Source organism: Xenorhabdus thuongxuanensis, from assembly GCF_001908095.1.
GTDB classification, from domain to species: Bacteria; Pseudomonadota; Gammaproteobacteria; order Enterobacterales; family Enterobacteriaceae; genus Xenorhabdus; species Xenorhabdus thuongxuanensis.
Genome location: NZ_MKGR01000016.1, coordinates 37,877 through 60,936 on the forward strand (window position 1 = coordinate 37,877; position 23,060 = coordinate 60,936).

At 43.1% G+C, this 23,060-nt stretch carries 18 protein-coding genes; 14 read left to right on the plus strand and 4 right to left on the minus strand.

Annotated features, from left to right (window positions below):
- Positions 1-311: 311 nt before the first annotated feature.
- From Xentx_RS11590 to Xentx_RS11650, 13 genes are all read left to right on the plus strand, one after another.
- The gene (locus Xentx_RS11590) at positions 312-1,430 is read left to right on the plus strand and encodes a patatin-like phospholipase family protein (RefSeq protein WP_074020388.1); all 1,119 of its coding nucleotides are present in this window, start codon (positions 312-314) and stop codon (positions 1,428-1,430) included.
- Positions 1,431-2,201, plus strand: coding sequence for a TatD family hydrolase (locus Xentx_RS11595; protein WP_074020389.1), 771 nt, complete (start codon positions 1,431-1,433; stop codon positions 2,199-2,201).
- A 297-nt stretch (positions 2,202-2,498) separates the two neighbouring features.
- A complete protein-coding gene (locus tag Xentx_RS11600; RefSeq protein ID WP_208607578.1) occupies positions 2,499-3,764 on the plus strand; it encodes a NupC/NupG family nucleoside CNT transporter in 1,266 nt (421 codons plus the stop codon).
- 108 nt (positions 3,765-3,872) lie between these two features.
- Positions 3,873-4,652, plus strand: coding sequence for a deoxyribose-phosphate aldolase (deoC, locus tag Xentx_RS11605; RefSeq protein WP_074020391.1), 780 nt, complete (start codon positions 3,873-3,875; stop codon positions 4,650-4,652).
- An 87-nt stretch (positions 4,653-4,739) separates the two neighbouring features.
- Entirely contained in the window at positions 4,740-6,116 is a 1,377-nt protein-coding gene (gene deoA, locus Xentx_RS11610) for a thymidine phosphorylase (protein ID WP_074020392.1), read from the plus strand.
- 77 nt (positions 6,117-6,193) lie between these two features.
- Positions 6,194-7,417, plus strand: coding sequence for a phosphopentomutase (gene deoB, locus Xentx_RS11615; RefSeq protein WP_074020393.1), 1,224 nt, complete (start codon positions 6,194-6,196; stop codon positions 7,415-7,417).
- Between the two features lie 73 nt (positions 7,418-7,490).
- Complete coding sequence (deoD, locus tag Xentx_RS11620; RefSeq protein WP_074020394.1) at positions 7,491-8,207, plus strand: purine-nucleoside phosphorylase; 717 nt, start codon at positions 7,491-7,493, stop codon at positions 8,205-8,207.
- 712 nt (positions 8,208-8,919) lie between these two features.
- Positions 8,920-9,459, plus strand: coding sequence for a fimbrial protein (locus Xentx_RS11625; RefSeq protein WP_074020395.1), 540 nt, complete (start codon positions 8,920-8,922; stop codon positions 9,457-9,459).
- A 497-nt stretch (positions 9,460-9,956) separates the two neighbouring features.
- On the plus strand, positions 9,957-12,599 hold the full coding sequence (locus tag Xentx_RS11630; protein ID WP_083600951.1) for an outer membrane usher protein: 2,643 nt from the start codon (positions 9,957-9,959) through the stop codon (positions 12,597-12,599).
- A 130-nt stretch (positions 12,600-12,729) separates the two neighbouring features.
- Positions 12,730-13,488 carry a fimbria/pilus periplasmic chaperone gene (locus Xentx_RS11635; RefSeq protein ID WP_074020397.1) on the plus strand — a complete coding sequence of 253 codons (759 nt, stop codon included), beginning with the start codon at positions 12,730-12,732 and terminating at the stop codon, positions 13,486-13,488.
- 120 nt (positions 13,489-13,608) lie between these two features.
- Positions 13,609-14,172, plus strand: coding sequence for a fimbrial protein (locus Xentx_RS11640; RefSeq protein ID WP_074020398.1), 564 nt, complete (start codon positions 13,609-13,611; stop codon positions 14,170-14,172).
- Positions 14,173-14,236: 64 nt separating this feature from the next.
- The gene (locus Xentx_RS11645) at positions 14,237-15,067 is read left to right on the plus strand and encodes an MrpH family fimbial adhesin (protein ID WP_074020399.1); all 831 of its coding nucleotides are present in this window, start codon (positions 14,237-14,239) and stop codon (positions 15,065-15,067) included.
- Positions 15,068-15,085: 18 nt separating this feature from the next.
- The gene (locus Xentx_RS11650) at positions 15,086-15,361 is read left to right on the plus strand and encodes a helix-turn-helix domain-containing protein (RefSeq protein ID WP_074020400.1); all 276 of its coding nucleotides are present in this window, start codon (positions 15,086-15,088) and stop codon (positions 15,359-15,361) included.
- Positions 15,362-15,510: 149 nt separating this feature from the next.
- On the opposite strand, the gene carB is transcribed toward Xentx_RS11650, so the two are convergent.
- The 4 genes from carB to Xentx_RS11670 all read right to left on the minus strand — a co-directional run bounded on the left by carB (position 15,511) and on the right by Xentx_RS11670 (position 22,293).
- Positions 15,511-18,735 (minus strand): carbamoyl-phosphate synthase large subunit, encoded by a 3,225-nt coding sequence (gene carB, locus Xentx_RS11655; RefSeq protein WP_074020401.1) that lies wholly within the window; start codon positions 18,733-18,735, stop codon positions 15,511-15,513.
- 16 nt (positions 18,736-18,751) lie between these two features.
- On the minus strand, positions 18,752-19,912 hold the full coding sequence (gene carA / locus Xentx_RS11660) for a glutamine-hydrolyzing carbamoyl-phosphate synthase small subunit (RefSeq protein WP_074020402.1): 1,161 nt from the start codon (positions 19,910-19,912) through the stop codon (positions 18,752-18,754).
- A gap of 437 nt (positions 19,913-20,349) precedes the next feature.
- Positions 20,350-21,171 (minus strand): 4-hydroxy-tetrahydrodipicolinate reductase, encoded by an 822-nt coding sequence (gene dapB, locus Xentx_RS11665; protein ID WP_074020403.1) that lies wholly within the window; start codon positions 21,169-21,171, stop codon positions 20,350-20,352.
- A gap of 138 nt (positions 21,172-21,309) precedes the next feature.
- Positions 21,310-22,293, minus strand: a complete 984-nt coding sequence (locus tag Xentx_RS11670; RefSeq protein ID WP_074020404.1) for a LysR family transcriptional regulator — start codon at positions 22,291-22,293, stop codon at positions 21,310-21,312.
- A gap of 94 nt (positions 22,294-22,387) precedes the next feature.
- Between Xentx_RS11670 and Xentx_RS11675 the strand changes: the two genes are divergently transcribed.
- Positions 22,388-23,038 (plus strand): alanyl-tRNA editing protein, encoded by a 651-nt coding sequence (locus Xentx_RS11675; RefSeq protein WP_074020405.1) that lies wholly within the window; start codon positions 22,388-22,390, stop codon positions 23,036-23,038.
- Positions 23,039-23,060 lie beyond the last annotated feature (22 nt).

Consider the following 23,060-nt stretch of genomic DNA (forward strand, 5'->3'; position numbering starts at 1 on the left):
TTAGCTTGAACGAAGAGAAAGCCGCGTCATTTAGGCGCAGTCGGTAACATGCCCTTATAGGGCTAGAGCAAACCACCCGCTATGCGGGTGGTTCTGATTTCTTTTCCTCAAATAATATTTTGTCAAGTTACGAAATTATTCATAGGAATGTTATTCTCCGGCGGCATTCCGATAACTTGCTATTCTCATATCACTTGTATCAATTTAACTATTGATGCTTTGTTTTTCACTTTTTATAAAAATGTTACAAGCAAGTTGTTCAAGCAACGATATACTGATAGATATTCAGCGGCTTTCAGAGGGAGAAAAGAGTGGGGAAACATATTTCAATAACATTGGGTAATATCGAACCTTTAGCTTATAAGTCACAGATCAAACCAGGGAAAATTGCACTCGTTTGTGAAGGTGGTGGTCAGCGAGGTATTTTTACCGCCGGTGTTTTGGATGAATTTCTCCGTCTTGATTTTAATCCGTTTGAGCTGTTCCTTGGGACATCTGCGGGAGCGCAAAACCTTTCTGCTTATATTTGTGGCCAGAGGGGATATGCACGCAAGGTAATCAACCGTTATACAACCGACCCCGCTTTTTTTAATCCATTGCGCTTTGTACGCGGTGGGCATTTGATCGATTTAGATTGGTATGTTGATACCATATCTGATCAGTTACCACTCAATCTTTCTGTCGCAATGCGTCAGTTTGATGCTGGACGTGAATTCTACATGTGTGCTTGCCGATCGGATAATTTTGAGCCAAGTTACTTGCATCCAGATGACAAAAGTTGGATGGATATTGTCAAAGCCTCAAGCGCTATTCCGGGGTTTTATCGTAATGGCGTTACTCTTGGTGATGTAGTTTATCAAGATGGTGGCATTTGTGATGCGATCCCAGTGCAGGAGGCCTATCGCCGAGGGGCGGATACTATAGTCGTGATTCGCACAGTGCCTTCACAGCTTTACTATACGCCCCAGTGGTTCAAACGCATAGAGCGCTGGTTAGAGGCCAGTAGCTTGCAAAAAATGGTCAAGATGCTAAACCTTCATGCACAGAGTTACCGCCGAACACAGAAATTTATCGAAAACCCACCGGATGATGTGCAAATATTTGAAATCTATCCACCAGCACCATTGGCTACGATGGCTTTGGGCAGTCGGCTCAGTGCGTTAAATCAGGATTATCATTTGGGACGGCGTTGCGGACGATATTTTCTGGCAACGATTGGGCATACTTTTGTTGAAGGAAAATTTGGGGATGCAGAACGTAATAGCTATGGAGTATGCCGTACGGGGTTAAGTTCTGACCACCACTGTTTTCGGCGAAACCATTTCCTGAACAGCGGCAATCATTGCCCGCCAGTGGAGTCTCCTGCGCCTGATGTGTTGGAACATATGCAAACAACAGGGACGCTTATGATGGATAACTCGGATAATTAAATGTTTATTGATACACATTGCCATTTTGATTTTCCCCCTTTTGCTGGTGATGAAATAGCGAGTCTGCAACAAGCCAGACAAATGGGCGTGGAAAAAATTATCGTTCCCACGGTAAGTCAAATGAACTTCCAGAGAGTTTCTGCGTTGGCTGAGGCTTATTCTTCGATTTATGCCGCATTTGGTTTACATCCACTCTATATTGCTGAACACCAAGAGGTGCATTTGGATGAGTTGGAGCAAAAACTACAGGAAAAAGAGGTCAAATGTGTGGCAGTAGGTGAAATTGGCCTTGACCTCTATATGCCAGATCCGCAGTTTGAAAAGCAGAAAAGCATGTTAGAAGCACAGCTAAAACTTGCTAAACAATATGATCTACCTGTGATCCTCCATTCCAGAAAAAGCCATGATCACTTGGCGGCAATCTTGAGAAAGTACAAATTACCACGAGCAGGGGTTATTCATGGTTTTGCAGGGAGTTTATCCCAGGCTCAAGTCTTTATTCGTCTGGGGTTTTACATTGGTGTCGGCGGAACAATTACCTATGACAGGGCGCAAAAGACACGTAATACCATTTCACAATTGCCCCTGTCATCTTTGGTGTTGGAAACAGATGCGCCTGATATGCCTTTATCAGGGTTTCAGGGGCAGCCAAATCGACCAGAAAGAGTTGCACAGATTTTCTCCGTATTGTGTGAGTTGCGTCGAGAGCCGTCAGATGAAATTGCCAATCAAATTTACCAAAATAGTATGGCTCTATTTGCATTGAGTTGACTTATAACATATTAATAATGTTTAACTGATATTCCTTGCCTATTTATCCTGTGTTTCACCTTTTTCTCCGTTAAATTATCTAATCCCACCAAAACTAGATGGCTTTATGTGACATATATCTCATTTTGAATTTTTATATTACTTTTTGCAGTATTAATTTGTGATGTTAGTTGCTTGTTCCTTTTTAGTCCTAGGTATAATCGGCTCGCACACAATGTCAGTAGGAATTTATCGAATAACTGACATATTTTCTTATTATTTATTCAGTGAACAGGGATTCTTCCAATGCAACTCCTTATGAGCCTGATCGGGATGGTAGTGCTGGTTTTTATCGCAGTACTTTTTTCCAGTAATTATCGAGCCATTAAAATCCGCACTGTCCTAGGCGCCTTTCTGATTCAGGTTGGCATGGGGGCATTTGTACTTTACGTACCAGCCGGTAAAGACGTTCTGGAGGGAATGTCCGCAGGCGTTTCCAACGTGATTGGATATGGACAAAAAGGGACAGATTTTATTTTTGGCGGTCTGGTTTCCGACAAAATGTTTGAAGTGTTCGGCAGTGGTGGTTTTGTCTTTGCCTTGCGTGTCCTGCCAGTGATTGTTTTCTTCTCATCACTGATTGCGGTGTTGTATTACATGGGCATTATGCAGATTATCATTAAAGTATTGGGTGGTGGATTGCAGAAATTACTGGGAACATCACGGACTGAATCTTTGTCTGCAACGGCGAATATTTTCGTGGGTCATACTGAAGCTCCTCTGGTTGTGCGCCCTTATATCGCGACCATGACTCAGTCTGAGCTGTTCGCCGTGATGTGTGGTGGCTTGGCTTCTGTTGCTGGCTCCGTACTGGCGGGCTATGCATCTATGGGTGTTCCATTGGAATACCTGATTGCGGCTTCATTTATGGCAGCACCAGGTGGTTTATTGTTTGCGAAATTGATGGTGCCGGAAACGGAAAAAACCCACGATACGGCTGATGTAGCATCGTTGATTACGGCGGAAGAGCGTCCTGCAAATGTGATTGATGCCGCGGCATCGGGTGCAGCATCCGGTATGCAGCTAGCCCTGAATGTCGGTGCAATGCTGTTGGCATTCACTGCATTGATTGCTTTGCTAAACGGTATCTTAGGTGGTATCGGTGGCTGGTTTGATTATCCTCAATTATCTATGGAACTGATTTTGGGTTGGGTCTTTGCACCAATCGCCTATCTGATTGGTATTCCGTGGCATGAAGCAACAATCGCGGGTTCTTTCATAGGGCAGAAATTAGTTGTCAACGAGTTCGTGGCATTTATGAACTTTGGTGAATACCTGAAAGCGGATGATGTCGTTCAGGCTGCGGGTCTGCAAGTGCTTTCTGACCATACTAAAGCAATTATCTCTTTTGCTCTGTGTGGCTTTGCTAACTTGTCTTCTGTCGCGATCCTTCTGGGCGGCTTAGGTGGTATGGCTCCAAACCGTCGCGGTGACATTGCCCGTTTCGGCTTGAAAGCTATATTGGCGGGTTCACTCTCTAACTTGATGAGTGCAACAATTGCCGGATTCTTCCTCTCGTTGTAAGACGCAGGAAGTCTATATTAAATTGAATGCAGGTGAGATTTCTCACCTGCTTTTGTTTTAAGTCTGTTGTCTGATTCAGTGACGATAATAATACCGTTGGAGAGTTTTATGACCGATTTAACTGCCGCCGCTCAGCGTGCGCTGGGTTTGATGGATTTAACTACACTTAATGATGATGATACGGATGAGAAAGTAACAGCACTTTGTCGTCAGGCAAACAGTCCTGCCGGACAGACGGCTGCTATCTGTATCTACCCACGTTTTATTCCTGTGGCACGTAAGGTATTGCGCGAACAAGGAACCCCTGATATTCGCATTGCCACGGTGACTAACTTCCCGCATGGCAATGATGATATCGACATTGCACTGGCTGAAACTCGTGCTGCCATAGCTTATGGTGCTGATGAAGTGGATGTTGTGTTCCCTTATCGTGCCTTGATGGCGGGTAATGAGCAGATTGGTTTTGACTTGGTCACAGCCTGTAAAACGGTCTGTGCTGAATCAGGCGCCTGGCTAAAAGTCATTATTGAAACCGGTGAATTAAAAGAAGCAGCTTTGATTCGCAAGGCATCGGAAATTGCAATTAAGGCTGGAGCGGATTTCATCAAAACCTCAACCGGTAAGGTTCCTGTCAATGCAACGCTGGAAAGTGCCGAAATTATGTTGAGCGTGATCCGTGATATGGGTGTAGGTGATAGCGTTGGCTTTAAACCGGCAGGCGGTGTGCGCACTAGCGAAGAAGCAGCACAATATTTGACGTTGGCAGAACGTATTATGGGAGACAGGTGGGTTGATCCCCGTCATTTCCGTTTCGGTGCTTCCAGTTTGTTGGGCAGTTTGCTGACTACTCTTGGACATCATGGCCAAAAGCAGAGTAGTGGTTATTAAGATCAATAATGACTGATTGTACACATGAGAAGATAGTGTGTATTACTACTGCCATTCTTTTCAGATAATAATGATTGGGAGGTAGCTTTGTTTTTGGCACAGGAAATTATCCGCAAAAAACGTGATGGTCATCCATTGAATGAAGAAGAGATCCGCTTCTTTATTAACGGCATCCGCGATAATACGGTTTCCGAGGGGCAGATTGCTGCATTGGCAATGACTATCTATTTCCATGACATGACGATGGAGGAACGTGTCGCATTGACATTAGCGATACGTGATTCTGGTACGGTTTTAAATTGGAAGCAATTGAATTTACCTGGCCCGATTGTCGATAAACACTCGACGGGTGGTGTGGGGGATGTCACTTCCCTGATGCTTGGCCCAATGGTGGCAGCTTGCGGGGGATATGTGCCGATGATATCGGGACGTGGCTTGGGGCATACCGGAGGAACGTTGGATAAATTAGAATCCATTCCCGGTTTTGATATTTTCCCCGATAAGTACCGTTTCCGCGATATTATTCGCGATGTAGGTATTGCCATTATCGGACAAACAAGTTCGCTGGCACCTGCGGATAAACGCTTTTATGCGACACGTGATATTACGGCGACCGTTGATTCTATCCCTTTGATCACCGCCTCTATCTTGGGTAAAAAATTAGCCGAAGGGCTGGATGCTTTGGTCATGGATGTGAAAGTGGGTTCTGGGGCATTTATGCCGACCTACGAACAATCGGAACGATTGGCCGAAGCTATCGTTGAAGTCGCCAATGGTGCGGGGTGCAAAACCACGGCACTGTTGACGGATATGAATCAAGTTTTGGCATCCAGCGCGGGTAATGCTTTGGAAGTGCGTGAAGCCGTCCAATTCTTGACGGGAGAATACCGTAACCCTCGGTTATTTGAAGTCACCATGGCATTGTCTGCTGAAATGCTGGTTTCAGGTAATTTGGCTATTGATCGTGACGATGCATACCGTAAGCTACAGGCAGCACTGGACAGTGGCAGGGCGGCGGAAACATTTGGGCGCATGGTGGCAGCACAGAAAGGGCCAACTGATTTTGTTGAAAATTATATCCGCTACCTCCCGACTGCGGAATTCGTCAAGCCAGTATTAGCTGGAGAGGTATTAGCTGAACAGATGTTAGCGGGGAAAAATTGCATTGTTGCAGAAATGGATACCCGTGTATTAGGAATGTCTGTTGTTGCATTGGGTGGAGGACGTCGTAAGGCGACAGATCCGATTAATTACAGTGTGGGGCTGAGTGATATCGTTGCGCTGGGTACAAAAGTGAACGTGGATACTCCTTTGGCAATAATTCATGCCAATAGTGAGCATGCTTGGCATGAAGCCGCAGAAGCAGTACGTAAAGCTCTTGTTTTTAAGGATAAGGAAACGGTTTTTAAAGAAAGAGAGACACAACCTACCACACCTATGGTTTATCGTTATATCCGTGGATAAATCATACAAGCAGTTAAATTGATTTTAATAGCTGGCAGTTTCCGCATTGATAGCGTGAATTGACGCAGGAGAAAATTATGAAACGTACATTCATCATGGTATTGGATTCCTTTGGTATCGGTGCAACTGCTGATGCTGAAAAGTTTGGTGACAAGGGATCTAATACTTTGGGTCATATTGCAGAGCGATGTGCCCGTGGTGAGGCTGATATTGGCCGTAAGGGGTCACTACACTTACCAAACCTGAGCCGTTTGGGATTGGGCAAAGCAGCGGAAGAGTCTTGTGGAACGTTCCCAATAGGTCTGGATAAAGATGCTGAAATTATTGGCGCTTATGGTTACGCGAGCGAACTTTCTTCTGGTAAAGACACGCCGTCAGGACATTGGGAAATTGCCGGCGTTCCGGTTCTGTTTGACTGGGGTTATTTCCGTGACGAAGAAAACAGCTTCCCGCAGGAATTGCTGGATAAACTGGTCGAGCGGGCAAATCTGCCTGGCTATTTGGGTAACTGTCACTCTTCTGGTACCGTTATTTTGGACAAGTTGGGTGAAGAACATATGAAAACCGGTAAACCGATTTTCTATACCTCTGCAGATTCTGTTTTCCAGATTGCTTGCCATGAAGAAACATTTGGCTTGGATCGTCTGTATGAGCTGTGTGAAATCGCTCGTGAAGAGTTGAATATTGGTGAATATAACATTGGCCGCGTTATTGCCCGTCCATTTGTGGGGGATAAAGCAGGGAATTTCCAGCGTACTGGCAACCGTCATGATTTGGCCGTTGAGCCACCAGCCCCAACTGTCCTGAAAAAACTACTTGATGAAAAGCAGGGGGAAGTGGTTTCCATTGGTAAAATTGCAGATATCTACGCGAATGTAGGGATCACCAAAAAGGTCAAGGCGACAGGAATTGATGCCCTGTTTGATGCTTCGCTAATTGAAATGGAGCAGGCGGGAGATAACACCATCGTATTTACCAACTTTGTTGATTTTGACTCTTCCTATGGTCACCGCCGTGATGTCGCCGGTTACGCAGCAGCGCTGGAATTGTTCGACCGTCGTCTGCCAGAAATGCTGAAATTGGTTAAAGAAGATGACATTCTGATTTTGACCGCTGACCATGGTTGTGACCCAACTTGGGCAGGAACAGATCATACCCGTGAACATGTCCCTGTTCTGGTTTATGGACCTAAAGTTAAACCAGGTTCACTAGGACATCGTGAAACGTTCGCCGATATGGGTCAGACAGTAGCAAAATACTTCGATCTGACGCCAATGGATTACGGTAAACCGATGTTTTAATTTTTGGCGGAGACCTCAGGGGCTCCCTATTTTCATCTATTTTGATATGTAATAAAAACAAGGAAATAAATTTATGGCTACCCCACATATTAATGCTGAGATGGGCGATTTTGCTGATGTTGTTTTGATGCCTGGTGATCCACTGCGTGCAAAATACATTGCGGAAACTTTCTTGGAAGATGCTCGTCAGGTTAACGATGTCCGCGGTATGCTGGGTTTCACCGGTACTTATAAAGGTCGTCGCATTTCGGTCATGGGCCATGGAATGGGCATCCCATCTTGCTCTATCTATGCCAAAGAGCTGATCACTGAATTTGGTGTTAAAAAAATCATTCGTATCGGTTCCTGTGGTGCGGTTAGCGAAGACGTTAAAATCCGTGATGTTGTGATCGGTATGGGGGCATGTACTGATTCCAAAGTAAACCGCCTGCGTTTTAAAGATCACGACTTTGCTGCTATTGCTGACTTTGATCTGGTTCGTAATGCAGTTGATGCAGCGAAGGCGAAGAATATCAACACGCGTGTCGGCAATATCTTCTCTGTTGATCTGTTTTATACGCCAGACCCTCAAATGTTCGATGTGATGGAAAAATATGGCATCTTGGGTGTTGAAATGGAGGCCGCGGGTATTTACGGCGTTGCTGCTGAATTTGGTGCAAAAGCGTTGGCGATTTGTACTGTGTCTGACCATATCCGTACTGGTGAACAAACCACTGCTGAAGAGCGGCAAAATACATTTAATGACATGATCGAGATTGCGCTTGAATCCATTTTGCTGGGTGATAATTAAAAAAGCGTCAATAGTTTTAGCATTTTATTAAAAAATTATAAGCCCTTTCCGTTATTGGAAAGGGCTTTTTGTTTATAAATTATATACCAATTTATGTCTATTATTAAGAATAGTCTTTAGTCGTTTATTTAATTGGTGTTTTCTCTTTTTCTAATTTGATTGGAAAGTCAATAAAAACAATACAGTTAATATAACTTTAATGGTTTTTTAGGAAATATTTTCAATTGATAATCATATTATTTAGATAAATATTCTGTTTTTATATTAACTATCCAGATAATCATGATAATAAAAACTAAATGTTATGGTTATATCAGGATAATAAAATAAAAACCCCTTTTTGGTAGATAAAGTAGAACAATAAAACAACGCCAATTAAGATACTAAATTACTAAACATTGCTCGATATAACTTAGGGGAATAATCCAAAATTAAAAAATAATTAGTAAAATATCCTACTCATTATGCGTACTTTTTTGCAAAAATTCATATTTCATATGATGTTAAGAAGCATAAGCAGTTTTATCGACTGAAATTTGACTTAGGGTTTATTATGTAGAATGATATTGCCGGTTTGGTTTATTTTGACAGGTTATGATCTATGTCAAAAAACTAAATAATCATTTGCCTAAGTGTCAGAAATTAATTTCTGTGCTTCGGCTTCCCTTTGGTTATTAATATCTACTTTTTTATTAAAGGAATAAGTAAAATTATGAAACTGAACAAATTAGCGATAGTTGTAGGTTTTGGTGCGGCTTTAGCTGCTGGCGCTGCAAGTGCTACTAACCAAGGTAGTGGTACAGTTAAATTCAGAGGTTCCATCATTGATGCACCTTGCTCAATCAAACACACCAATGTCGAAGTTGATATGGGTGCTGTTTCCAGTCACGTTTTGAAAGATGGTGGCCGTTCAGCTTCCAAGCCTTTCAAAATTGAATTAGAAGGTTGTACTGCTGAGACTAAAAATGGCGTGAAAACTACCTTTACTGGTGCAGAAGCTAGTGAGAAAGGTTTGCTGGCTATTGAAGGTACAGCACAAGGTGCAGCGATCGCAATCACTAACCACGGCAATGACGTTATTCCTTTGGGTACAGAGTCAGGCGCAATGTCCCTACATGAAGGCAACAATGATCTGAACTTCGCAGCATATCTGAAAGGTCTGACAGTAGTAGGAGAAGACGGTAAAGGCACCGGAGAAGTGAAACCAGGTGATTTCACTGCTATCGCAAACTTTACCTTAAACTACCTATAATATTGCAAGCTATCTGATAATTTTTATTATTTGAATATCAGGAAATTCACTTTAATTGTTAGCCTTGACTTTCCTGATAATATATTTAGGGTATTTCTGGGATATAACATGTAAGTAAGGTATGACTACAATAGTCTGTAACAAGATCTGTTTTATTGATGTAAATCAATATTATTAATGCTTGAGTAAGCAGATTGTGTCATTAACAAAGCTATCCCTATAGAGGTAAATTGAAATACCCTTTTTTATTTATTCAATCAGTGAAGCACAAACAGAGAACGTAACATATTACAGCTAGGCAGGACATGTGGCTATCTCTGCAACCTCAGTATCGGTCAGGCTCCTCAATTTAGATCGATGAACTTTAATGACGCCATGTATGAGGTAAGAACTCCTGTGCGCTTACAGACTTGATCATGTCTGACAGCGGCTAATTTCAAACTGGATGATTAACGATTCATTGTTCAGAGGATGCTATGGCTTTGTTTTCAGATTCTATGAGTCATGATTTTTTATCTAATAATAGAAAAATAATCAGTAATAAAAAGACAAACGGTAATAGAAATAATGTGATTAATCAAAAAAGAATAGCTAATAAAATAAAAACAGAACACCTGCTATTCGGAATTAATCCTCTTTTTGCTCTTATACTGTTTGCATTATCTGGCATTCAGGTTACTCATTCCAAGCCATCAGTTGAATTCAATATTGGTGCACTGGATGTCAATGAACGTGCCAATATTGATTTGGATAAATTTGCACGTGCTGGTTATATCATGCCGGGCAATTATATGATGAGTGTCCGGATGAATCAGCATGAACTCCAGGATACCTATTCCATCGATTTCATTGCACCGCCTGATGAGCCAACAGATAGTGAAGCCTGTATATCCCCTGAATTGGTGAAACAAATCGCACTGAAACAACAGTGGGTAGAAAAATTAGGTTGGCAGAATGAAGGTAAATGCCTTGATCTCACTACATTGCCAGGTACATCAGCCAGAGGTGATCTCGCTACTTATAAGCTTTATTTAATCATACCTAAAATTTACTTGGAATATGACTTACCAGATTGGGATCCTCCTTCTCGTTGGGATAATGGAATACCTGGATTACTGTTTGATTATAACGTTAACGCACAAACCTCTAAACCCGTTCACGGTAATAGTAGCCAACAGATAAGTGCTATTGGAACAGCGGGTATGAATGTCGGGGAGTGGCGTTTTCGGGCTGATTGGCAGGCCAAATATAACCGTTTCAAAAACCAGGGGGGTGATAAATTGAGTTCTTCTGGGGGGAGAGAACGTGATTGGGATTGGAGTCGTTACTATGTGTATCGTGCGATCCCTCGTTTGGAAGCGAAGTTGACATTGGGTGAGGATTACCTCAATTCCAGCATCTTCGATAGTTTCCGCTATACGGGTGTCAGTTTAGTGACTGATGAAAATATGTTGCCACCGAATTTACGTGGATATGCGCCTGAAGTCACAGGTGTAGCACGGACTAATGCCAAGGTGACAGTTAGGCAACAGGGGAGAGTGTTGTATGAAACTCAGGTTGCTTCCGGTCCATTCCGTATTCAGGATCTGAGTGATGCGGTAGTTGGAACACTGGATGTCAGAGTCGAAGAGCAAGACGGTGGTGTGCAAGAGTTTCAGGTTAATACTGCGACTATTCCTTATCTGACCCGCCCTGGACGAGTACAATATAAATTTGTTGGTGGTCAATCCACTAATGATAAGCATCGTCGTGAAGGGCCTGCGTTCGGCCTGGGTGAATTCTCGTGGGGAATTAACAACGGTTGGTCGCTGTATGGTGGTCTTTTAGCTGCGGGAGATTATAACGCCTTATCATTGGGGATCGGCCGTGATTTGATGATGTTTGGTGCATTGTCGCTTGATATGACGGAATCGAGGGCAAGATTACCGGGAGAAAACAAAACCCTGACAGGTGGATCTTATCGTCTTAGTTATTCGAAACGTTTTGATCAATATAACAGTCAGGTGACGTTTGCTGGATATCGTTTCTCTGAGCGTAATTTCATGAATATGGGACAGTATATCGATCGCCGCTATCGCAACGTTTCTTCCAATAGCGGTAAGGAGATGTATACCATTACCTTCAACAAACAATTTACAGATATTGGTTTAAATGCCTACCTTAACTATAGCCATCAAACTTACTGGAATCGGCCAACAAACGATCGCTATAACATTTCCTTATCCAAATATTTTGATATTGGGCGTTATAAAAATATCAGCGTCAATCTATCAGCCTATCGTAACAATTTTGACAATAAAAAAGATGATGGCATGTATCTGAATCTTTCCATTCCGTGGGGAGAAAGTGGCACTGTCAGCTACAACGGGTTGGTTAATCGTCAGGGCAATGCACATACAGTGGGTTATTTTGATCGTATTGATGACCGCAATAACTATCGTATTTCAATGGGTACGAGTGTCGGTGGTAGGGCATCAGTTGATGGATATTACAACCATTATGGTGATCAGACATTACTCACTGCCAGTGCCAGTTATCGGGATGGTGGCAATACTACGGCAGCCCTTGGCCTGCAAGGTGGGATAACTGTAACGGCAAAAGGGGCTGCACTGCACCGTACTAATATGCCTGGCGCAACTCGCTTAATGGTAGATACAGAAGGGGTTAGCAATGTGCCTATTCGAGGATTTGGTTCAGCGGTACATACCAACTACTTTGGTAAAGCTGTGCTGGCCGATGTGAATAACTACTATCGCAACAGAGCAAATATTGACTTAGATAACTTACCTGATGATGTAGAGGCACTGCGTTCTGTTCAGCAGGCAACATTAACGGAAGGCGCGATTGGTTATCGTAAATTCCAAGTGATATCAGGAAGTAAAGCAATGACAGTCATCCGGTTACCTGACGGTTCATTCCCACCTTTTGGTGCTTCTGTCTTGAATTCTGCTCAGCGTGAAATAGGGATTGTCAGTGATGATGGATATGCCTATCTGAGTGGAATAAATCAGGGGGAAAAACTGCAAGTGCATTGGGATGGACAAGCTCAGTGCGAGATTACAGTGCCAGATGAAATGACGTCAGAGTCTTTAACTTCACTTTTGCTACCTTGCCAGTTCTTAACAGACGATGGTAAGTAAATTGTAATGAAACTATCTGAAAAATCGTTATTTAATAAGGTATTATGTTTGTTTGATTTGAAAAATACGGCGATTAGCTAGTACAGCAAATATAAACATGAGTCTCTTTTGAGCTTGAGCAAATGACACTATGAAACTGAAAAATATTCTAATGATAACCGCTATGACGGTAAGTTGCTTGATGCCAATTCATCAGGCAACGGCAGCGATAGCGTTAGATCGTACTCGCGTGATTTTTAATGGCAATACAAAATCCGTCAGCTTGAACATTGAAAATCAGCATCTTGATTTGCCTTATTTGGCACAGGCATGGATTGAAGATGATAAGGGAAATAAGATCAATGGCCCGATTGTGGTTGTTCCTCCAGTACAACGTGTTGAAGCTGGAGCAAAGAGCCAGGTCAAAATTCAAACACTGCCGACGATAACCCAATTGCCACAAGATCGGGAAAGTCTGTTCTATTTCAACATACGTGAAATCCCACCACGTAGTGAAAAATCCAATGTGTTACAAATCGCTTTGCAAACACGCGTCAAGCTATTCTATCGTCCGGAATCTGTGATTGCACGGCGTATTGATCTTGATAATCCCTGGCAGGAAAAACTTACCTTAACCCGCGAAGGCAATCAATATGTGGTGAATAACCCAACACCTTATTATGTCACTATTTCAGAAGCCTCTAACAAGGTGAACGGTGAAAGCGTAGAGGCATTTAAGCCTCTCATGTTGGCACCCAGAAGTAGTGAGAAACTTGGAGGCACCGCTAACTCATTAGGTAATACACCAGTACTGACCTATGTCAATGATTATGGTGGACGTCCACAGTTAACATTCAACTGTAGTGGCAATACCTGTGCAGTGATAAAAGTTGTGACTAGTGGAAACTGATTGAATTGTACCGATGGTACTCCGTCAATCCAGATGTTGACGGGGCATCAATATAGAATTAGCCGAAATTATGATGAGTTTTTTTCGGTAAATAATTGGATAAATGTAGGGTAAATAATAATGAATCCGTTAAGCATCAGATTATCCAGATATATATTGCCGATGCTGTTTCTTTTCGGCATTGGTAGTCAGCAAAGTGCATATGCACAAGATAATCTGCGTCAGGATATCAGAATTACGCTAACTGTGCTTGCTCCCACTTGTTCGATTAAGACAGAAGATCAAAACATAGAAGTGGATTTTGGAAACATTCTTAACAGCGATCTTTATCTGAGGCATCGTACAAAGGGCAAGCCATTTTATCTGTATTTAAAGGATTGTGATCCTCAGATGATAAAACGTTTAAGGATCAAATTCTTGGGGGAGATGAGTCAAGAGCTACCGGGGTTGCTGGCAGTGAGATCCAACGATCGTCTTCATGGCATTGCTATTGGCATGGAAAAAATTGATGGTACGCCGATGCCGTTTAATAAAACCAGTGAATTCCCGTTATCAGCTAATAGCAGAGATAACATGATTACATTCCAGGCGTATGTACAAGCTACTCCCCGCTCTATTCAAGAAAAAAAGATTGGTGTTGGTCCATTTACTGCAATCGCGACTTTTGAAGTTAATTACGACTAGTCAAGCTGACTGGTTTTTCATCCACGATCTTTAGTCAGAGTTTGATGCTATTGGAAAATAAGTTATGCGCCATATTAAAAAATCGTTGTTGAAGCTAGCAGCCCTGTTGTTTTTGGTCAGTGCCACACATGCTTATGGTGGGGCTTATGTTATGCCGGTTGATACGATTTCCTCAGGAGATCAAGCTATTACGACTATGGAAATCATTGCATGGACAGAGGAAGAAGGGATACCCAATCCTTGCTATGGAGATACCGCATGCTATGTTGGCCCAGATGTGATGTATAAGAGTGGACATCGGCCGGGAATGTACGGCTCTTGCGTGGATGCAAAGGTGTGTTTGGATGCACGTAATTATCGGACAACCGCTGACGTTATGCGAGCTTATAAACTCAACTTTGGTATTCCTAAACGGGTAACATTTACCATCATGACCATAGATGCGGATTGTATCGGTTTGTTTTATACAACTGATATAAAAGAGGGATATGGTTTGTCTCAACAATTTCCAAATTCCACTTGCAACAAAATGCCGCCCCCGAACCAAGTTTGTAAAATTGAATTACCTTCTGAAATTGCTTATGGGGAATTAACTGCTACAGAAGTGAATAATGCGACCAAAACAATTGAGGGTAAATTTACATGTGCTATTAAGGGCGGCCAGATTATGCTGCATGCCAGATCAACTAATAATGAAGAAAAAGTTTATCTTGATTCCGATAAACAAATATATTCGACGTTACAGATTAATTACAAAAATGCGGAAGATAAAGTGAGTGTTGATAATAAAAGGGAGATCAATAATTTCACACTGACGTCAGTATTGCACACACTAACTCCCCCGAAAGCCGGAAAATATGAAGGTACTGCAATAGTTTATTTAACTTATTTATAAATTGAGAGCAAAGATATTATGCAAATCAGTATGCTGGTAGGAAAAAGAATCCAAATGAAAAGAAAAGAAATTAGAGTGACAGCAGCAGAGCTGGCAGACAAAATTGGAGTTAGCCATCAGCAATTGTCACGTTATGAACGCGGAACCAATAAAATTAGTCTGGAGCATTTGGTTGCTATTTCTATTGCCCTGGAAACTCCGGCAAATTGGTTTTTAGAGGATTGTTTTACTCCTCCTAAAGTTCATATGAATAATCAATATACCTGTGTAGCAGAAACAATTCTGGGTTTATAACATTGAATTTAATTAATAGTGGCCATTCCAATTCAGGAATGGCTTTGTTTTTTTATTCGTTAGATTTCCAACTTTGGGGAAGTTATTTTTTCAGAAAGATACCGCCAAAAATGACGGTATCTTATTTGGTAGAGTTATTTTAGGTGTATTTATTTGGCAATTTTAGCATGCATTTCTTGTACAGAAATAACCTGCTCAGTAGGATCAGCACTAAGTGCCATAGTCGTTGCAAAGCCACCATTTAGGGTTGTGTCATAGTGCACTTTATATTGCAGTGCGCTGCGACGCAGCAGTTTTGAATCTTCAATCGCCTGGCGACCCGCAGTGGTATTAACGATATAGTCGTATTCACCATTTTTGATCCTGTCCTGAATATGCGGGCGTCCTTCATGAACTTTATTTACCAAACGTGGGTTGATCCCTGCTTCACCCAATACAATTGCTGTACCGTGCGTCGCATCCAGTTCAAAGCCGTGTTTAAGTAATTTAGCTGCCAAATCAACAACACGTTCTTTATCACCTTCTCGTACAGACAGTAGTGCCCGGCTTTTCTTACGCATGGTGGAATTACTGCCTAACATTGCTTTTGAAAAGGCTTCGGCAAAGGTCCGACCAACCCCCATTACTTCACCGGTAGAACGCATTTCTGGTCCCAGAATTGGGTCAACACCTGGGAATTTATTAAATGGCAGTACGACTTCTTTCACGGAGTAGTAAGGTGGGATGATCTCTTCAATTGTACCTTGCTCAAGCAGAGACTGGCCTGCCATCACACGTGCCGCTATTTTTGCCAGCGGCATACCCGTTGCCTTGGAAACAAATGGGACGGTACGTGCTGCGCGTGGGTTCACTTCAATCAGGTAAACTTCGTTGTCTTTCACCGCAAACTGGACGTTCATCAGACCGCGGACACGCAGTTCAAAGGCCAGTTTTTCAACTTGCTGGCGCATAACATCCTGAATTTCTTTGCTCAAGGTATAAGCCGGCAAAGAACAGGCTGAGTCACCGGAGTGAACACCTGCTTGCTCGATATGTTCCATGATGCCGCCAATCAGGACACGTTCACCATCACAGATAGCATCCACATCAACCTCAACAGCATCATCAAGAAAGCGATCCAGCAAGACTGGTGCATCGTTGGATACGCTAACCGCAGTCTGGAAGTAACGGCGCAAGTCTGACTCGTCGTATACGATTTCCATTGCACGCCCACCCAGCACATAAGATGGACGAACGACCAGCGGATAACCAATCTCATTACCTTTTTCAACCGCCTGCTCGATAGTGGATACTGTGGCGTTGGCTGGTTGTTTCAGGCCAAGACGATTAACGGCTTGCTGGAAACGTTCACGGTCTTCTGCACGATCAATGGCATCAGGGCTGGTGCCGATAATAGGGACACCGGCGGCTTCCAGTTCACGAGCCAGTTTCAGTGGCGTCTGGCCGCCATACTGGACGATCACGCCTTTTGGTTGTTCAACACGCACGATTTCCAGCACGTCTTCCAGAGTGACAGGTTCAAAGTAAAGGCGATCGGAAGTGTCATAATCGGTAGAAACGGTTTCTGGGTTACAGTTCACCATGATGGTTTCAAAACCATCTTCACGCAGAGCCAGAGCAGCATGTACGCAGCAATAATCGAACTCAATGCCTTGCCCGATGCGGTTCGGGCCCCCGCCCAATACCATGATTTTCGGTTTGTCATTGTTCGGGTTGGCTTCACATTCGTCTTCGTATGTGGAGTACATGTAAGCAGTATCGGTAGCAAATTCAGCCGCACAGGTATCAACACGCTTATAAACTGGGTATAAGTTGTAGTCATAGCGTAGCTTACGGAGCTCTTTATCAGAGACTCCCACCAGTTTCGCCAGATGCGCATCAGCAAAACCTTTGCGTTTCAAATGGCGCAAGAAATCAGGGTTCAGGCCGTTAATACCTTGTTCTGCAACTTGTTCTTCCAGACGAATTAACTCTTCAATTTGCACCAAGAACCAGCGGTCGATATTGGTCAGGTTGAAGAGTCCATCAACGGACATACCAGCGCGGAAAGCATCAGCGATATACCAAATACGCTCAGCACCTGCATCTTTCAATTCACTACGGATTTTGGTCAGGGATTGTGGATCATCAAGATTGACTTTAGGATCAAATCCGGTTGCGCCGACTTCCAGACCACGCAGGGCTTTTTGCATGGACTCCTGGAAAGTACGGCCAATCGCCATCACTTCACCAACAGATTTCATCTGGGTGGTTAGGCGGTCATTACTGCCGGCAAATTTCTCAAAGTTGAAGCGAGGAATTTTCGTCACAACATAATCGATGGAAGGCTCGAAAGACGCAGGGGTGCGTCCGCCCGTGATGTCGTTCATCAATTCATCAAGGGTATAACCGACCGCCAGTTTTGCGGCGATTTTTGCGATTGGGAAACCTGTTGCCTTGGAAGCCAATGCTGATGAACGAGATACTCGTGGGTTCATTTCAATGACGATCAGGCGGCCATTTTTCGGGTTTACTGCAAACTGAACGTTTGAACCACCGGTTTCTACGCCAATTTCACGCAATACCGCCATCGAAGCGTTACGCATGATTTGGTATTCTTTGTCGGTCAGTGTCTGTGCTGGCGCTACGGTGATGGAGTCACCGGTATGGATACCCATTGGATCGAAGTTTTCAATGGAGCAGATGATAATGCAGTTATCGTTTTTATCCCGCACTACTTCCATCTCATACTCTTTCCAGCCAATCAGGGATTCATCGATCAGCAATTCATTGGTTGGAGAGAGGTCTAAGCCGCGTTCGCAGATTTCTTCGAACTCTTCACGGTTGTAGGCGATACCTCCACCGCTTCCACCCATGGTAAAAGAGGGGCGGATAATACAAGGGAAACCGACTTCTTCGGCTACCGCCAGCGCTTCTTCCATCGTGTGGGCAATGCCAGAACGAGCGGTGTCCAGGCCGATTTTCTTCATCGCCTTGTCAAAACGCTGGCGATCTTCTGCTTTATCAATGGCATCAGCGGTCGCACCAATCATGGTGACGCCAAATTCTTTCAGTACACCTTGGCGCTCCAGCTCCAATGCACAGTTTAGTGCCGTTTGCCCACCCATTGTTGGCAGGATGGCATCCGGGCGCTCTTTTTCAATAATTTTGCGCACTACTTCCCAATGGATCGGCTCGATATAAGTTGCATCAGCCATTTCAGGATCGGTCATTATCGTTGCTGGATTTGAGTTTACCAGAATGACGCGATAACCTTCTTCCCGCAGCGCTTTACAAGCCTGTGCGCCGGAGTAGTCAAATTCACAAGCCTGGCCAATTACAATTGGGCCAGCACCTAAGATCAGGATACTTTTAATATCAGTACGTTTTGCCATTTTTTTCTTCTCCTGATTATTTGGTGTTCTGAACGTTTGTCAGGCGATATTGCTCAATTAACTCGATAAAATGATCGAACAGCGAAGCGGCTTCATGTGGGCCAGGGCTAGCTTCTGGGTGCCCCTGAAAACTGAATGCTGGTTTATCAGTACGATGAATGCCTTGCAATGTGCCATCAAAAAGTGATTTATGTGTTACACGCAGATTGGCTGGAAGTGAGCTTTCATCAACAGCAAAACCGTGGTTCTGTGCCGTGATCATGACAACATTGCGATCCAAATCTTTGACTGGATGGTTTCCACCATGATGACCAAACTTCATTTTCACCGTTTTTGCACCACTGGCCAGTGCTAGCAACTGGTGCCCTAAGCAGATGCCAAATACAGGAATTTCGGTATCCAGGAAGGTTTTAATCGCTTCGATAGCATAGTCGCATGGCTCTGGGTCACCAGGTCCATTGGACAGGAAAATACCATCCGGTGCCATTTTCAGCACTTCATCTGCGGGGGTTTTTGCCGGAACAACGGTAACGCGGCAACCGCGATCTACCAGCATACGCAAGATATTGCGCTTCACTCCAAAATCATAGGCCACAATGTGGTAAGGCAATTCTTGCTCTTTGCGAGCTTCGGGTAGCCCATTCGCTAATGTCCAGCTTCCTTGTACCCATTGGTAAGATTGTGTTGTCGTGACTTCTTTTGCTAAATCCATGCCTTTCAGGCCAGGAAATGCTTTTGCTTTTTCCAGTGCAATTTGAGCATCCGTTTCATGACCTGCAATGATACAGCCGTTTTGTGCCCCTTTTTCTCTTAATAGTCGGGTCAGTTTGCGTGTATCGATATCCGCGATGGCAACGATATTATGACGTTTCAGGTAATCAGACAGGTTTTCTTCGCTGCGGAAATTACTGGTCACTAAGGGTAAATCACGAATAACTAAGCCTTGGGCTTGAATGGCGGGGGATTCTTCATCAGCGGCATTGATGCCGACATTACCAATATGGGGATAAGTAAGAGTAACAATTTGGCGGGAATAGGAAGGGTCGGTAAGTATTTCTTGATATCCGGTCATTGAGGTATTGAAGACCACTTCCCCAACAGCCACACCCTCAGCACCAATGGCGCGACCGTGAAATTGGGTTCCATCTTCTAGAACCAATATAGCTGACTTAATCAAAACGCCCTCCAAGATGAATAATAAGTCGCATCCAATGCATATTAATTCAGAATTAATCCTTAAAATCAATGCCAATCATGATTTTTGTCAAAATTTTGGCAAATTGCGCGCATTCTAATGATGAGAAGGGGGGTTGTCTACAAAAAATGGCATTTTTATTGGCTTTTTTACAACTCTTGGTCTGAATTTGAGTAAATGTAGCTGAAAAATATAAGGAAAGGGTGAGCAGATAAACGATTATGGTGAGAGAAAACTTAAGAACAGAAAAAATATGTGGTTTTTTTCGTGTTTATGGGAAAAAGACAACAAAAAGACTAAATATTATTAGAGAAATAGTAATTAATTTGGATATTTAATCATAGATTGTCTATATATCATTATTACGCAATTATTTTAAAAATAATTGCGTAATAACAAATAATTATAATATTTAAAATTTAAATTTCATCAAGATTTAGTACATCTTTCATATTATAAAGCCCACTGTTTTTTCCTGTTAGCCATATTGCTGCCTTAATTGCGCCATTAGCAAAGGTCATGCGGCTTGAAGCCTTGTGGCTTATCTCTACACGTTCACCGATATCGGCAAAAATCGCGGTATGCTCTCCCACAATATCACCTGCTCGTACGGTGGCAAATCCAATGCTTTTAGGATCTCGTTCTCCTGTATGGCCTTCACGGCCATAAACTGCGCAGTTTTTGAGATCGCGGCTCAATGTATTGGCGATGGATTCACCCATTGCCAGTGCTGTTCCTGATGGCGCATCTACTTTATGGCGATGGTGGGCTTCAATAATCTCGATGTCGGTATATTCCCCCATAACTGCGGCAGCTTTTTCCAGCAATTTTAGTACCAGATTGACGCCGACACTAAAGTTCGCAGCAAAAACAATGGGGATCTCACGGGAGGCTTCTGCAATGGCTTGTTTACCGGCATCATCAAAACCTGTTGTGCCGATGACCATTGATTTGCGATATTGCCGACAAATGGAGAGGTAGGTCAATGTGCCTTCAGGGCGAGTAAAATCGACCAGTACATCAAAGTGTTCAATGACCTGATGCAGGTCATCACTGATAATCACGCCGTTTTTACCAATCCCAGCCAGCTCTCCAGCATCGGTTCCCACTAATGATGAGCCGGAACGCTCTAATGCTGCACCAAGCGTAACACCATCCAACAACTGGACAGCCTGAATGAGGTGGCGTCCCATGCGCCCGCCAGCGCCCACGATAGCAACACGAGTATCTGTATCAGCCATAAGGCCCTCTCTATAAATCATTTTTAATTGAGGTAACAAAGGAAAGTTCTACAGCTTAACTGGCAAGAACTGGCTGCGCCAGACTTATAGTCTGGCAATAAGAAAAACAGGGATTATGTTGGAAATTATAAAATTTGTTTATTTTCCTGCTTCTGGTAATTCGTAATGATTGTTTGAGTGATATTTAGTTATTATTTTGTCCGAAGTGGCTTCGTTACGGAGGCATTTAGCTAGAAACTCTATGAATACACTAAGTTTTGGTGGTAAATGTCGCGTTGGTGGGTAGAGTATCCAGAGTTCACCAGTGTAGTTGGCCTTAAAGTTCCAATCAGGCAGTACTTGGACTAGCCGTCCCTGTTGTAAGGCCTGTTTAGCAGTAAAGTAAGGTAAACTGCCAATACCGATATGTTGCAACACTGCATCAAGCCTGACTCCTGTATGATTGGCAGCATAACGTCCATGAATATTGACGGTAGCAATTTTGCTTCCCTGACTAAATTTCCAGCGTGAATCACTTGGTTCTTCTCCAAGATAGATACAGCTATGATTTTTCAGGTCGTGTGGATGCTGTGGAGTGCCATGTTTTGCAAGGTATTCAGGTGTTGCACATAACATATGCCAAATATTCAATAAACGCCGTCCCATAAGACCAGAAGGCGGTTGATCAGTAATTCGTATGACGAGATCAATCTGATCATCTATCAAATCCACATACCGATCATCAAGCCGTAAATTCACGTCTACTTTGGGATAACAGGCAAGGAAAGCAGGTATATGAGGATGAACGACAAAACGCCCTACCGCTTTAGGAACACTGACTCGTATTATTCCTTGTGGCTCATGACTAAAATTTCCTGATACAGACATCACTTCCTGGGCAGCATTTACCATATCCAAGCAATGTTCGTAAATTTCCAGCCCATTTTCACTCAAACGTAGCTTACGTGTTGTTCTCTGTAAGAGGCGAGTTCCAAGTGCTTTTTCCAGTTTGGCCACAGAGCGACTAATGGCGGAAGGAGTAGCTGCAAGCTGACGTGCTGTTTCTGAGAAGCTACCTGTCTCAACCACTTTCGCGAAAATGGCCATCTCCCGCATTAGATTTATCGTGTTATTTGTGCTCATAAGTCAAAAGTTATTTGATTTTTTGATGGATTATCACAATTAGGTTCATTTAATACAATCAGGGGAAATATGTTGATATCAGGGAATATTAATTATGTCTGAACGCCTTTATTTATCCAGCTCTATACTGGCAGGAGAAGTTGAAATTCTGGATTGCTCACTTTGTGACGATCAACGTTATGCGATCCAATTAAAAGAAACTCCATTTCATCCTCAAGGAGGAGGGCAACCCAGTGATATTGGCTGGCTTAATGATGTAGAGGTCATTCATGTCACGTTAGAAAATGATAGAATAATCCATTACACAACACATCCAGTAAACACAGGGATTGCCTTTGCCCGTGTTGATGAGAAACGCCGACAATTACATTCACAGTTGCATTCTGCGGGGCATCTTATCGGCCATATTACCGAGCTTCTGGGTTGGCATCCCATTAAGGCACACCACTGGCCTGGAGAAAGCCGTGTTGCCTTCAAGCCAGGCCCTGATGCACAAATCTTTTCAATTGAATATCTCCAAGAAAAATGTGACCAATTTATTGATGAGAACTTACCTTGCCAAATCACTATGCATGATGATGGGTTTAGGGAAGTCGGTTTTGGCGAATTTATACCTTACCCTTGTGGTGGAACACATGTGGCGTCATTAAGGCAAATTCATGGTCTTCAGATACAGGCTATACAAGAAAAGAAAGGTAAGTTATCAGTACAATATGATGTAGTATTGCCATCATCATTCACTTAATAATAAATACTTTCTTTTTTGA

Coding starts and splice junctions, on each gene's coding strand:
- Xentx_RS11595 (WP_074020389.1), top strand. CDS start 1,431: ATGTTTATTGATACACATTGCCATTTTGATTTTCCCCCTTTTGCTGGT.
- Xentx_RS11600 (WP_208607578.1), top strand. CDS start 2,499: ATGAGCCTGATCGGGATGGTAGTGCTGGTTTTTATCGCAGTACTTTTT.
- deoC (WP_074020391.1), top strand. CDS start 3,873: ATGACCGATTTAACTGCCGCCGCTCAGCGTGCGCTGGGTTTGATGGAT.
- deoB (WP_074020393.1), top strand. CDS start 6,194: ATGAAACGTACATTCATCATGGTATTGGATTCCTTTGGTATCGGTGCA.
- deoD (WP_074020394.1), top strand. CDS start 7,491: ATGGCTACCCCACATATTAATGCTGAGATGGGCGATTTTGCTGATGTT.
- Xentx_RS11625 (WP_074020395.1), top strand. CDS start 8,920: ATGAAACTGAACAAATTAGCGATAGTTGTAGGTTTTGGTGCGGCTTTA.
- Xentx_RS11630 (WP_083600951.1), top strand. CDS start 9,957: ATGAGTCATGATTTTTTATCTAATAATAGAAAAATAATCAGTAATAAA.
- Xentx_RS11635 (WP_074020397.1), top strand. CDS start 12,730: ATGAAACTGAAAAATATTCTAATGATAACCGCTATGACGGTAAGTTGC.
- Xentx_RS11640 (WP_074020398.1), top strand. CDS start 13,609: ATGAATCCGTTAAGCATCAGATTATCCAGATATATATTGCCGATGCTG.
- Xentx_RS11645 (WP_074020399.1), top strand. CDS start 14,237: ATGCGCCATATTAAAAAATCGTTGTTGAAGCTAGCAGCCCTGTTGTTT.
- Xentx_RS11650 (WP_074020400.1), top strand. CDS start 15,086: ATGCAAATCAGTATGCTGGTAGGAAAAAGAATCCAAATGAAAAGAAAA.
- carB (WP_074020401.1), bottom strand. CDS start 18,735: ATGGCAAAACGTACTGATATTAAAAGTATCCTGATCTTAGGTGCTGGC.
- dapB (WP_074020403.1), bottom strand. CDS start 21,171: ATGGCTGATACAGATACTCGTGTTGCTATCGTGGGCGCTGGCGGGCGC.
- Xentx_RS11670 (WP_074020404.1), bottom strand. CDS start 22,293: ATGAGCACAAATAACACGATAAATCTAATGCGGGAGATGGCCATTTTC.
- Xentx_RS11675 (WP_074020405.1), top strand. CDS start 22,388: ATGTCTGAACGCCTTTATTTATCCAGCTCTATACTGGCAGGAGAAGTT.